This is a genomic window from Azotobacter tropicalis, from assembly GCF_059739045.1.
Map to the genome: position 1 here is coordinate 1,634,266 of NZ_AP046059.1, position 12,475 is coordinate 1,646,740.

Annotated in this window: 14 protein-coding genes, 1 other RNA gene and 1 pseudogene; 4 read left to right on the forward strand and 12 right to left on the reverse strand. The window is 56.6% G+C overall.

What is annotated here, in order from left to right; translation table 11 throughout:
• Positions 1–2: 2 nt before the first annotated feature.
• The 4 genes from rsmH to rsmI all read right to left on the reverse strand — a co-directional run bounded on the left by rsmH (position 3) and on the right by rsmI (position 2,965).
• Complete coding sequence (rsmH, locus tag Atro_RS07595; protein WP_497927635.1) at positions 3–944, reverse strand: 16S rRNA (cytosine(1402)-N(4))-methyltransferase RsmH; 942 nt, start codon at positions 942–944, stop codon at positions 3–5.
• Between the two features lie 2 nt (positions 945–946).
• Positions 947–1,405 (reverse strand): division/cell wall cluster transcriptional repressor MraZ, encoded by a 459-nt coding sequence (gene mraZ, locus Atro_RS07600; protein WP_497927094.1) that lies wholly within the window; start codon positions 1,403–1,405, stop codon positions 947–949.
• Positions 1,406–1,699: 294 nt separating this feature from the next.
• An RNA gene (gene rnpB, locus Atro_RS07605) (RNase P RNA component class A) lies at positions 1,700–2,060 on the reverse strand.
• A gap of 68 nt (positions 2,061–2,128) precedes the next feature.
• Positions 2,129–2,965, reverse strand: a complete 837-nt coding sequence (gene rsmI / locus Atro_RS07610; protein ID WP_497927636.1) for a 16S rRNA (cytidine(1402)-2'-O)-methyltransferase — start codon at positions 2,963–2,965, stop codon at positions 2,129–2,131.
• Between the two features lie 145 nt (positions 2,966–3,110).
• Between rsmI and Atro_RS07615 the strand changes: the two genes are divergently transcribed.
• The 4 genes and pseudogenes from Atro_RS07615 to Atro_RS07630 all read left to right on the forward strand — a co-directional run bounded on the left by Atro_RS07615 (position 3,111) and on the right by Atro_RS07630 (position 6,543).
• On the forward strand, positions 3,111–4,934 hold the full coding sequence (locus Atro_RS07615) for a penicillin-binding protein activator (protein ID WP_497927095.1): 1,824 nt from the start codon (positions 3,111–3,113) through the stop codon (positions 4,932–4,934).
• Between the two features lies 1 nt (position 4,935).
• On the forward strand, positions 4,936–5,298 hold the full coding sequence (locus Atro_RS07620; RefSeq protein ID WP_497927096.1) for a YraN family protein: 363 nt from the start codon (positions 4,936–4,938) through the stop codon (positions 5,296–5,298).
• A 122-nt stretch (positions 5,299–5,420) separates the two neighbouring features.
• Positions 5,421–6,014 carry a phosphoheptose isomerase gene (locus Atro_RS07625; RefSeq protein ID WP_497927097.1) on the forward strand — a complete coding sequence of 198 codons (594 nt, stop codon included), beginning with the start codon at positions 5,421–5,423 and terminating at the stop codon, positions 6,012–6,014.
• A pseudogene (locus Atro_RS07630) lies at positions 6,011–6,543 on the forward strand (BON domain-containing protein). The gene Atro_RS07625 and the pseudogene Atro_RS07630 overlap by 4 nt, the downstream one beginning before the upstream one ends.
• 61 nt (positions 6,544–6,604) lie before the next feature.
• Here the strand turns inward: Atro_RS07630 and Atro_RS07635 are convergent.
• From Atro_RS07635 to nfi, 8 genes are all read right to left on the reverse strand, one after another.
• Positions 6,605–7,009, reverse strand: coding sequence for a ClpXP protease specificity-enhancing factor (locus tag Atro_RS07635; RefSeq protein ID WP_497927098.1), 405 nt, complete (start codon positions 7,007–7,009; stop codon positions 6,605–6,607).
• A gap of 11 nt (positions 7,010–7,020) precedes the next feature.
• Positions 7,021–7,644, reverse strand: coding sequence for a glutathione S-transferase N-terminal domain-containing protein (locus tag Atro_RS07640; RefSeq protein WP_497927099.1), 624 nt, complete (start codon positions 7,642–7,644; stop codon positions 7,021–7,023).
• 89 nt (positions 7,645–7,733) lie between these two features.
• Positions 7,734–8,513: a cytochrome c1 gene (locus Atro_RS07645; protein WP_497927100.1), complete on the reverse strand. Its 780-nt coding sequence runs from the start codon at positions 8,511–8,513 to the stop codon at positions 7,734–7,736.
• Complete coding sequence (locus Atro_RS07650) at positions 8,513–9,724, reverse strand: cytochrome b (RefSeq protein ID WP_497927101.1); 1,212 nt, start codon at positions 9,722–9,724, stop codon at positions 8,513–8,515. The genes Atro_RS07645 and Atro_RS07650 overlap by 1 nt, the downstream gene beginning before the upstream one ends.
• Complete coding sequence (gene petA / locus Atro_RS07655) at positions 9,724–10,317, reverse strand: ubiquinol-cytochrome c reductase iron-sulfur subunit (RefSeq protein ID WP_131340886.1); 594 nt, start codon at positions 10,315–10,317, stop codon at positions 9,724–9,726. The genes Atro_RS07650 and petA overlap by 1 nt, the downstream gene beginning before the upstream one ends.
• Before the next feature lie 250 nt (positions 10,318–10,567).
• Complete coding sequence (rpsI, locus tag Atro_RS07660) at positions 10,568–10,960, reverse strand: 30S ribosomal protein S9 (RefSeq protein ID WP_131340884.1); 393 nt, start codon at positions 10,958–10,960, stop codon at positions 10,568–10,570.
• 14 nt (positions 10,961–10,974) lie between these two features.
• Complete coding sequence (gene rplM / locus Atro_RS07665) at positions 10,975–11,403, reverse strand: 50S ribosomal protein L13 (RefSeq protein ID WP_039805602.1); 429 nt, start codon at positions 11,401–11,403, stop codon at positions 10,975–10,977.
• Between the two features lie 324 nt (positions 11,404–11,727).
• Positions 11,728–12,429, reverse strand: a complete 702-nt coding sequence (gene nfi, locus Atro_RS07670; RefSeq protein ID WP_497927102.1) for a deoxyribonuclease V — start codon at positions 12,427–12,429, stop codon at positions 11,728–11,730.
• Between the last annotated feature and the right edge of the window lie 46 nt (positions 12,430–12,475).

Sequence of the window (12,475 nt, forward strand, 5' to 3'; positions counted from 1 at the left end):
CCTCATCGCAACTTCTCCGCCACACGCATGACCGCGCTGCGGGCACGCGAATTGGCCTTGACTTCGGATTCGGAAGCATATTGAGGCTTGCCAATCAATTTGAGGCGCGGCTCGAAGGCAGCCGGGCGAATCGGCAAGTCGCGCGGCAGTTTGTCCACCTCACCCTTGGCCTGCCGGCGCATGAACTGCTTGACGATACGGTCCTCCAGCGAATGAAAGCTGATCACCACCAAACGACCACCGACTTCGAGCGCCCCAAGCGCTGCGTCGAGCCCCCGCTCGAGATCGCCAAGCTCGTTGTTGATATGAATACGCAAGCCTTGGAAAGCGCGGGTTGCCGGATTCTTGCCCTTCTCCCAAGCTGGGTTCGCCGCCGCTAACACCTGTGCCAGATCGGCAGTACGCTCAAACGGCCTTTCTTGACGGCGCTGCACCACAGCCTGCGCCATACGTCTAGCGAAGCGCTCTTCGCCGTAATCCTTGAACACCCGGGCAATTTCTTCGACAGAGGCCTGAGCCAGCCATTCGGCTGCACTCAGGCCACGGTTCGGATTCATGCGCATGTCCAGAGGGCCATCATTGAGGAAGCTGAAACCACGTTCAGGGTCGTCCAGCTGCGGCGAGGACACGCCCAGATCGAACAGTACACCGCTGACCTTGCCGAGCAGCCCACGCCCCGTCAACTCGTCCGCCAATTCGGCGAAACTGCGCTGTGCAATGGCAAAACGCCCATCTGCGGCAGAAAGCGCTTGTCCTGTTGCGATCGCCTGGGGATCTTTATCTAACCCCAGCAGAACACCTTTCGGACCAAGGCGCCCGAGAATCATTCGGCTATGCCCGCCTCGCCCGAAAGTGCCATCTAGGTAGCAGCCGTCTGCTCGCACGGACAGGGCATCGACCGCTTCTTCGAGCAGTACAGTGATATGGCTGAAGCCGCTATTTATAGTCACAGGATTAAATCGCGCAATTCTCCCGGCAGATCGCCGGGTTGTTGTTTGATAGCTGCCAGATCTGCATCCGCAATCGCGATCCAGGCTTCCTCGTTCCACAGCTGAAACTTATTCAGTTGGCCGACCAGCATTGCGTGCTTGTCCAGATTCGCATGCGCTCGCAGACGCGGCGGGATCACAAAACGCCCACCGCCATCCAGCTCAAGATCTACGGCATTACCAATCAAAAGACGCTGCAAACGACGAGTTTCCTCGTGCAGCGAAGGAAGCTCGCGCAATTTCGCCTCGATGAGCTCCCACTCGGACAGGGGATATATGCACAGACAAGGATCCATCGCATCGATGGTGACAATAAGCTGACCCGCCGAGCGCGCAATGAGTTCGTCACGATACCGAGCCGGTATCGAGATACGCCCTTTGGCGTCGAGACTGACGGCATTTGCCCCGCGAAACACGGTCGCGCTTCCCCTGACTGCAAGCTTCCCTGCCCACTAAAATCCACTTTATGCCACTTCGCACCACCTTATGCACACTATAGGAACGCCCCACCCCACCGTCAAGGCAGAGCAAAATGAAAAAATCCTTATAGAACGGCAATTTAGCTGAATATGAGAGAGACAAATCGCAAGTAATGAGAAACAAGTTCAGCAAAATCAATAAGCTGAATTACGCTCTTAAAGCTGATCATGAGATGAAGGCTTTTTGCCACTCTTTGAGCGACATGCCGGAGGGTGACAGAAGGGTATAGAGAGGAGAGTCGATCTGTAAGCCGGGTTCTGTCGAGGACAGTCATTCCTCTACGACGACCATCACTGATCGCCTCTAGCAACCTACCCGGATCCAGCGCGGGCCACGCCAAAGGATCCCTATTTGGTCTTGCTCCGAGTGGGGTTTACCTAGCCACGAACTGTTGCCAGTCATGCGGTGCGCTCTTACCGCACCTTTTCACCCTTACCGGCGCTTGCGCGCTTAGGCGGTTATTTTCTGTGGCACTTTCCGTAGGCTCGCGCCTCCCAGGCGTTACCTGGCACTCTGCCCTATGGAGCCCGGACTTTCCTCCCTTCCATATTATGGGGAACAATATGAAACAGCGACTGTCCGATCGACTCTCCACCAGTAAGATTAATGGCCACGGAAGCTATCCGCAAGCACCCGTGCCGATAAGCACTAGAAGAGCCTTAGCTTTGGCGATCCAAGGCCGCCTGATAAAGTAAATTCTTGCGCACCCCGGTGATTTCGGCCGCCAGAGCGACAGCCCGCTTCAACGGCATCTCCTTGAGTAAGAGCCCGAGAACTCGAAGCGCAGCCGTCGGCACCAACTCCTCAGAGGGAGCCAACCAACCAGCCACCAGCAATACGCATTCGCCACGCTGCTGATTACTGTCCGCAGCAACCCAGGCGCGCAACTCGCCGAGCGGCAACCCTTGGAAGGTTTCGAACGTCTTGGTCAACTCGCGCGCAAGAACCACCAAACGATCACTCCCCATTACCTGCTCGAGATCCTCTAGGCAATCCAGCAATCGATGCGGTGCCTCATAGAAAATCAACGTGCGAGGCTCCTCCTTCAACTGCTCCAAACGCGCCAGGCGCCCAGCCGTTTTGGCCGGCAGAAAGCCTTCGAAGACGAAGCGGTCGGAAGGCAGCCCTGCGGCAGACAAGGCGGCAATCAAGGCACAAGGACCAGGCACCGGCACCACTCTTATGCCGGCAACGCGCGCCTGGCGTACCAGATGAAAGCCAGGATCAGAAATCAGCGGCGTACCCGCATCGGAAATCAGCGCAACATCATCGCCTGCCCGCAAATGCATCAGAAAACGCCCCCCCTGATCGCGCTCGTTATGCTCATGGCAAGCAGCCAAAGGGGTCGCAATACCAAAGTGATGCAAGAGACGCGCCGAATGACGCGTATCCTCAGCCGCGATCAAGGTCACCTCTCGCAACACTTGTAGAGCCCGCACTGTAATGTCATCGAGATTGCCAATAGGAGTAGCGACGACATAAAGAATGCCCGACATTGGATTTAGAGCAGAGGACGCAACCACGGCAATCTCCCAGCGCAATCGAAACGCGCATTGTAGCCGGTTTCCCAAGCACGACATCGCGCCCAAGCCAAGGCTTGGGTACAATTCTCGACTTATCTTGAGCATCAGGAACGCCTCAATGATCGCCTGCCTGCGTCCCCTTCCCGCCCTTTTCCTTGCCGGTCTTCTGGCGGCCTGCGCCAGCTCGCCGTCATCCAAGCTGGGAGATCTGCCCACACCTACGGAAGCCAGTATCGAACAACTGCTGCAAGAGGCCGATGAAAGCAAGCCGGAAAAGGCCGCACTCCTGCGCCTGACGGCCGCCGACCAAGCCTACAGAAAGAAGGATCTTGGCCAGGCCGTGCGTATCCTTGAGCAACTGCCCCTAGACAGCCTCAAACCCGCCCAGCAGGTTTTTGCCAGCACCCTCAACGCAGAAATTGCTTTGGCACGCAGCAACGCCAAAGCGGCACTCAAGGCCCTTAACCATCCGAGTATGCAGCACCTGGGCGAGTTGCCTGTACAGCAACAAGCCCGCACCCAGCTTACGCGCGCCCGCGCACTGGAAGCAGATGGCCAGTACCTGAGTGCCGCCCGCGAGCGAGTATTCATTGCCCCCCTGCTGAGCGAGTCAGCCACCAAGGAGAATCATGAAAGCATCTGGCGCCTGATCCAGACTCTGCCGCCGGAGACCCTGAACGTACCCGGAGAGGAAACCAGCGAACTGGGCGGCTGGTTGGCCTTGGCTCGCGCAACGAAAAGCGCCGGCACTCTGGAATTGCAGCAAGCGGCCATTGATCAATGGCGCGCGGCGAACCCACAGCACCCAGCAGCCCTGCAATTACCGGCGTCGCTACGAAAGCTACGAGAGCTGGCCAGCCAGCCCCTTTACAAGATCGCTCTGCTGCTGCCGGAGGAGGGCCAACTCGCCTCAGTATCCCGCGCGCTGCGAAACGGATTCATGGCAGCCCACTACCAAGCACAGCAAAGTGGCCAGCAACCACCTAGCATCGAAGTCTATGACAGCAGCCGACTGGCCTCCCTAGATGAATTCTATCGCCAAGCCCAGGCCGCCGGGATACAACTGGTCGTCGGCCCCCTGGAAAAGCCACTGGTCAAGCAGCTTGGTGACCGCGAGCAATTACCGATCACAACCCTTGCCCTGAACTACGGGAATGCAGGCCAAGAAGCACCGCCACAACTCTTCCAATTCGGCCTGGCAGCTGAGGACGAAGCCCGCGAAGCCGCACGTCGCGCCTGGGCTGACGGCATGCGTCGAGGCGTGGTTATGGTTCCTTCCGGCGAATGGGGCGATCGTGTGCTTCAAGCCTTCCAGCAGAACTGGCAAGCCGCCGGCGGCAGCCTGATCGCCGTCGTGCGCATTGACCAACCCGCCCGCCTAGCCCAGCAGATTGCCGAGCTGTTCCAACTCCGCCAGAGCGAGTCTCGTGGTAAGCGCTTGCAAAGCGTGCTTGGCGGCGAAGTGGTAGCACAACCTTCTCGACGCAAAGACATCGACTTTATTTTCCTCGCCGCCACTCCGCAGCAGGCTCAGCAAATCAAGCCGACCCTCGCCTTCCAATATGCCGGCGACGTACCTGTCTATGCCACTTCGCACCTCTATAGTCCGAAAGAAGAACAGAACTATTACCTCGACCTCGAAGGCATTCAGTTCTGCGAAACTCCTTGGCTGCTGAATGCCACCCCATCCGACAACCTGCCGCAGCTGGTTGGTGCTCAATGGCCCCAGGCTAGTGGCAGCCTGGGACGCCTCTATGCCATGGGAGTAGATGCCTATCGACTCGCCCCACGTCTAGCACAACTAAAGATAATGCCTGAAACCCATATCGATGGCCTTTCTGGCAGTCTGAGTTTGAGCCCCGACCAGCGTATCCAGCGCCAACTGCCTTGGGCTGCGTTTCATGACGGCCAGATACAGCGCCTGCCGACCAACAGCCACTGACATGGACAGCCAACGCAATGGGCGCGATGCAGAAGCCCTAGCCCAACGCCATCTCATGGCGCAAGGAATGCGCCTCCTAGCGCAGAATTGGCACTGTCGATGCGGTGAGCTTGATCTGGTCATGCTCGACGGCGATACAGTAGTATTCATCGAAGTACGCTATCGGCGGTATCTTGCTTGGGGAGGCGCACTCGAGAGCATCGATGTGCGCAAGCGCATGAAGCTCGTTCGTACCGCTCAGTATTTCCTACAGAAAGAGCCACGCTGGGCCAGACATCCCTGCCGCTTCGATGTTATTGCCATTAATGCTAGCGAAGGCGCATCGAGCCAACTGAACTGGATTCGCAACGCCTTTGATGCCTGACCCGCAATCGCACCTGATTCGCTCCGGCAAGAGTTTGGATGCCCCACAGCTGCCTGACTGCCGCCACAGGCCAGAGCTTTCCTCTGGCTGCAGCGAACACCCGACTTTAAAGGTTATCGCCAATGGACATGCACTCTCGCATTAGCCAGCTCTTCCAAGCCAGCATCGAAACCAAACAGCAGGCTATGGAGGTTGTCCTTCCCCATATCGCCCAGGCCAGCGAACTCATGGTCCAAGCCCTACTTAACGAGGGCAAGATCCTTTCCTGTGGTAATGGCGGCTCAGCTGGCGATGCTCAGCATTTTTCCTCAGAATTGCTTAATCGCTTCGAGCGCGAACGCCCCAGTCTGCCAGCCATGGCACTGACTACCGATAGTTCTACTCTTACGTCGATTGCTAACGATTACAGCTACAATGAAGTTTTTTCCAAGCAGATCCGTGCGCTGGGTCAGCCTGGCGATGTTCTGCTGGCCATCTCTACCAGCGGCAACTCTGCCAATGTAATTCAAGCCATTCAAGCCGCCCATGATAGGGAAATGTTGGTGGTTGCCTTGACTGGCCGCGATGGCGGCGGGATGGCAGCACTTCTGCTCCCCGAGGACGTTGAAATACGAGTACCGGCCAAGGTCACAGCCCGTATTCAAGAGGTACATCTGCTGATTATTCATTGCCTATGCGATCTGATCGACAACCAATTGTTTGGAAGCGAAGAATGAAATACTCACTTCTAATCACTGCCGCTTTGGCGACAAGCCTCCTCCTAGGAGGCTGCAGCAATCGCAGCATTGGCAACACGATTGACGATCAATTCATCGAGCCCAAAGTCACTGAAAAAATTCATCAGGCCCATGCTGACCTCGGTAGCGACAGCTCGCATATCGTAGTCACTACTTATAATGGCGTTACCCTGCTTGCCGGTCAGGCCCCCCGCGCGAACTCAAACAGCTTGCCGAACAAGCTGCTCGCTCGGTCGCAGGAGTGACGAAGGTGCATAATGAAATACAGATTCTTTCACCCACCTCGCTCTTAGCCCGCAGCAACGACTCCCTGCTGACTACCAAGATCAAGACCCAAATGCTAGCTGACAACACCATACCCGGCTCGAGAATCAAAGTGGTTACCGAGAACGGTATTGTCTATCTACTGGGCTTGATCACCCGCCAAGAGGCAAATCGAGCCGCTAATCTGGTTCAGAGTGTTTCTGGCGTACAAAAGGTCGTCAAGCTTTTTCAGTACACCGACTGAGAAAATCAGCAGAATTAATAAAAAGACGACGCAAAATCGCCTTTTTATTGAGCCCCCTCTCCTACTTGATTACCTTCAAGCTAGGGCGTCCAGTCGGCCGCGGCGGCTCACCACCGGCTGGGCCATCATCCGGACCAGCGTCTTCCCCTGCAGCAGGCGGCTCGACTTCAAAGACCATGCCTTGCCCATTCTCCCGCGCATAAATAGCCATGACAGCTTCGGAAGGTATGTACAGACTATGGGCGACGCCTCCGAAACGCCCTTCGAAACTTATCCCCTGATTGTCCATATGCAGATGCCGTACAGCACTAGGGGAAACATTAAGGACAATCTGTCCATCATTCACGTAGCCTGTTGGAACCTGAACGCTGGGTACTTCAGCATTGACCAGCAGATGCGGTGTGCAATCATTATCGACAATCCACTCGTAAAGCGCTCGTAGCAAATAAGGACGACTGGAGTTCATATCAATCTCCTTCATATTGGGCGCATATCGCGTTCGATAGCAGATAGGCTGGTTTGAAAGGCTTGGCGAGCAAAGTGGCGCTCCATATATTCGAGCAGCGGCCTTGCACTACGCGACAGTTCTATACCCAGTAACGGTAGCCGCCAGAGAAGCGGCAAGAGACAGCAATCCACCAGACTTGGTTCATCACTGAGAAAATAAGGCTTTTCGGCGAATAAAGGTGACACATCGAGCAAACTCTCTCTTAGCTCCCTGCGCAGTCGGTTGCAAACACTTTCATCGACTCGCCTATCTAGCATTCGATCAACTAGAAGAGCCCAGTCGCTCTGAATACGATGCATCAGCAAACGACTATTGGCGCGAGCCACAGGATACACCGGTAGCAATGAAGGATGCGGATAACGCTCCTCAAGGTATTCCATGATCACTCCGGACTCGTACAGCAACAGATCACGGTCCATTAGTGTAGGCAGCACGCCATAGGGATTAATCTCTGTGAGCTTTTCTGCGTTCCGCTCCGGGTCAATATCGAGAATCTGAACGGTAATTCCTTTTTCGGCAAGTACCATTCGCACACGATGGGAATAATGGTCGGCCGGGTTGGAATAACAAATCAACCGATTGGTCATGCCCATGGCGAGCTCCTCGCTCGGAGGTCTTATTTTCAGAATAAAAAAACACACGCGCCCTACGGACGCGTGTGTTTGCAGGTGAAAGCAATAGCTCAGTGCACGTCTTTCCAGTATTCGCGCTTAAGCAGATAAGCGAACACAAAGAAAACAGCCAAGAACAGAAGCACATAGCTACCGACACGCTGGCTTTCCAACTTGACCGGATTGGCCGAGTAAGCCAAGAAACTCACCAAGTTTTTGATCTTCTCATCGAACTGATCATCACTCAACGTACCGGTCTTCGGCAGGACGGTCAGCTGATCACAAGCTTCGTGGGTAATCTCTGCCCCTGTGAGGGGGTCATATTGCTTCTTGCCATTCTCAACTACTTGCACCTGCTTGCAACCAAAGACCTGACGCCCCTGCAGGCCAGCCAGCACGTTAGGCATGCCCACGTTAGGGAACACAATGTTGTTCACCCCCAACGGGCGAGATGGATCTTCATAGAAGCTGCGCAAATAGCTGTATAGCCAATCATTGCCCCGCACTCGGGCAACCAGCGTCAGATCCGGCGGCGCCGCACCAAACCAGACCTTGGCATCCTGGGGACGCATTCCGATCTTCATGTGCTCGCCGATCTTGGCACCAGTGAAGATAACATTTCCTATCATGACCTCTTCCGGAATACCAAGATCCTTGGCCACCCGCTCATAGCGCTGGAACTGGGCACTATGACAGCCCATGCAATAGTTAGCGAAGGTTCGCAGACCATCCTGCATAGCTGACTTGTCGCCAAGATTTATATCAACCGTGTCCAATTCCGGCTCAACCCCTGCGGCAAATGAAAAAGCCGGCAGAATCGTGAAAATCAATGCAGCAAATTGCTTTTTCATCAGCCAGTCACCCTTTCCGGAACCGCTTTGGTCTTTTCCATCCTGGTGTAAAACGGCATTAGGATGAAGAACGCGAAGTACAGCGCTGTGCACACCTGCGAGAGCAGCGTGCGACCGGGAGTCGGCGAGAGCACGCCAAGCACACCAAGGGTTAGAAAGGCGACGCAGAACAGCAGCAGCCACAGTTTGCTCAGCCAGCCTTTATAGCGCATCGACTTGACTGGACTGCGATCCAGCCAGGGCAGGACAAACAGCACGGCGATGGCTGCCCCCATGGCAATGACTCCGAGCAGCTTGTCCGGCACAGCCCGCAGAATTGCGTAGAACGGCGTGAAGTACCACACCGGCGCAATGTGTGCTGGGGTCTTGAAGGCATTGGCCTGTTCGAAGTTCGGCTTCTCGAGGAAATAACCTCCCATTTCCGGGAAGAAGAACACCACGGCACAGAAGACGAAAAGGAACACCACCACGCCAACGATGTCTTTTACGGTGTAGTAGGGATGGAAGGGGATGCCATCCAGCGGCTTGCCGTTGGCGTCTTTGTTCTTCTTGATCTCGATACCGTCCGGGTTGTTCGAGCCAACTTCGTGCAACGCTAGGATGTGCAGCACGACCAGGCCAAGCAGGACGATCGGCAACGCAATGACATGCAGGGCGAAGAAACGGTTCAGGGTGATGCCGGAGATCAGGTAGTCACCACGAATCCACTGGGTCAGGTCCTCGCCGACTACCGGGATGGCGCCGAACAGGGAGATGATCACCTGGGCACCCCAGTAGGACATCTGTCCCCAGGGCAGCAGATAGCCCATGAAGGCCTCGGCCATCAGGCACAGATAGATCAGCATGCCGAAGATCCACACCAGCTCGCGCGGCTTCTGGTAGGAACCATAAAGCAGGCCGCGGAACATGTGCAGATAGACCACGACGAAGAATGCCGAAGCGCCGGTGGAGTGCAGATAGCGAATGATCCAGCCGTATTCGACATCACGCATGATGTATTCGACGGAGGCAAAGGCCTCCTCGGCGGACGGGGTGAAACTCATGGTCAGCCAGATGCCGGTGAGAATCTGGTTGACCAGCACCAGCAACGCCAGAGAGCCGAAAAAGTAGAAGAAGTTGAAGTTCTTCGGTGCGTAGTATTTGGAGAGATGGTCTTCCCACATCGAGGTGGCGGGGAAGCGGGCATCGATCCAGTCCATGAACTTGCTCATCAGGCCTTCTCCTGGTCCACGCCGACAATGATCACATCATCCGATTCATAGGTATGTGGAGGTACCGGCAGGTTCAAGGGAGCAGGTTGTGCCTTGTAGACGCGACCGGCCAAATCGTACTTGGAACCATGGCAGGGACAGAAGTAGCCCCCCATCCAGTCGGCTCCCAGATCCGCAGGAGCGAGCTCTGGCCGGAAGGAAGGGGCACACCCCAGATGGGTACAGAGGCCGACCAGAACCAGGATTTCCGGCTTGATCGAGCGCAGCTTCCGGTCAACATAGGCTGGCTGAACCGAGACGGCCGAGTCGGGGTCCGCTACCGCAGATTCGACCTTCTTCAGGTTGGCGAGCGTCTCCTCGGTACGGCGGACGATAAACACCGGCTGGCCACGCCATTCAGCCACTATCTGTTGCCCCGGCCCGATTTTACTGACATTCACCTTTACCGGTGCACCTGCGGCCTTGGCCTTGGCACTTGGGAACCAGGATCCCACGAACGGGACCGCAGCCCCCACCGCTCCTGCCGCACCCACCACTGAGGTGGCTGCAACCAGAAAGCGACGCCGGCCGACATTCACGCCGTCATTGCTCATTCAGTTGTCTCCCATCAACTTTGCGGCCCGTTATCCGGACCTGTAATAAAAAAACGAGGCGCGCGAAAAAATCGGCAAAATGTTAAAGAAAACCCTCAAGCCTGACAAGGTAATAGCCGGATACAATAATGCCGAAGCGCCCAGAAAGGACGGCACTAAACTTGCGACAAGCTGTCGCAGAGATAATCTCCAAGCATAAAAAACGCCCGGCATTCTTGCGAATGCCGGGCGCTCCTTGAAAACGCCGAGATTAGCGCTTCGAGTATTGCGGACGCTTGCGCGCCTTGCGCAGACCAACCTTCTTACGCTCGACTTCGCGAGCATCGCGAGTCACGTAGCCAGCACGGCGCAGCGGACTACGGAAAGTCTCGTCGTACTCGATCAAAGCACGGGTGATGCCATGACGAATGGCACCAGCCTGACCACTGACACCACCACCGATAACGGTGACATAGACGTCGAACTTTTCCCCGGTTTCGGTCAGTTCGAGCGGCTGACGCACAACCATGCGAGCAGTTTCACGACCGAAGAACTGCTCGAGAGAGCGATTGTTGATGGAAATCTTGCCAGTACCCGGTCGCAGAAAGACGCGAGCGGTAGCAGTCTTACGACGGCCGGTGCCGTAGTTTTGAGTCGCCGACATGATGAGCTATCCCCTTAAATCTTCAGTTCTTGAGGCTGCTGAGCGGTGTGCGGGTGAACGGCACCCTTGTACACCTTCAGCTTGCGGTACATGTCACGACCCAGCGGGTTCTTCGGCAGCATGCCCTTGACCGCGGTCTCGATCACACGCTCGGGAGCCCTTGCGATCAGCTTTTCGAAACTGATGGACTTGATACCGCCCGGGAAGCCGGAGTGGGAGTAGTACATCTTGTCGCTGCTCTTGGCACCGGTAACCCGCACCTGCTCGGCATTGATCACAACGATGTAATCGCCGGTATCCACATGCGGAGTATATTCGGGCTTGTGCTTGCCACGCAGACGGCTGGCGATTTCAGTAGCCAGACGACCCAGAGTCTGGCCGGCAGCGTCGACGACATACCAGTCGCGCTTAACGGTTTCCGGTTTCGCAGTAAAAGTTTTCATTCGTTATAGCCTCAGGGGCCACCCTGAAAATAAGGCGGCAAATCTTACTGAATAGTGCTTGCCTTGACAAGGTCGAGGCGGCCGGAAACAGACGCTATCGGGGGCTCGGGTCAGCGCGTCCGCAACGGCAGGGTCGGTAGGCTAGGCATCCCCTACCTGATTTCCAGCGAGCTAGGCATCCTCACCAGAAAATCCTTAAAATCATACCGACTGCAGGAAAAATAGCAACCGTCTATCTGCCAGGACAGAGAACAGAAGCCACGCCTAACAAGAAGCACCCTCCCGGAGGGCATCGAAAGCCACCCCAGCCAACCAGGCCTCACCTCAGGCAGGCGGTGAATATCCTGCCCTTCGCGAGGCGAGCCGATCGGCCAGCCGCGTCGGCTCGGGCAAGCGATAGCGCGTGACGCAGGCCATGACCAGCCCTGGCGCACTGGCCAAACTGACCCGATGCCCTGGCGAAACGATCAGCGGTCGCACCCCGTCCTTGCTCCGCAGCACCGTCCCCAGCACATCGCCCCGATACATCAAGGGGACCTGGTCGCCGCGCCTGGACCCCAGCTCGGCATGGGTACCGACGAGAATCTTTTTGGCCACGCCAATGGTCGGCAGGCCGCTGGCCACACCCAGGTGGGCCGCAATTCCCAACCTGCGCGGATGGGCGATCCCTTGTCCGTCGCAGAAGACCAGATCCGGAACCCGAGGCAGCTCCGCCAGGGCGCACAAGACGGCCGGAAGCTCGCGAAAGGACAGCAGACCCGGGATGTAGGGCATGGAGGTCGGAATGCGCACCAGTCGCTCGGCAAGCAGCTCCAGGGTATCAGCATCGAGCAATACCGCCGCCGCTCGGGTAATGCTCCCGCCTTCTTCGAAGCCGACATCCACACCGGCAATCAGGCGCAGGACTGGAAAATCGTCCTGCAGCACGACCCGCCCGGCCAACTCCTGCTGCAGAAGACGGGCTCCGGCAGGCGTACCGTCCCAATCACCGAAAGGCGAGTCGGACGCAACCAAGGGTGCAGACATGTCTTCAATACCCTCCAGCACGGCCTGACCGGCAAGCAGAAAGCTC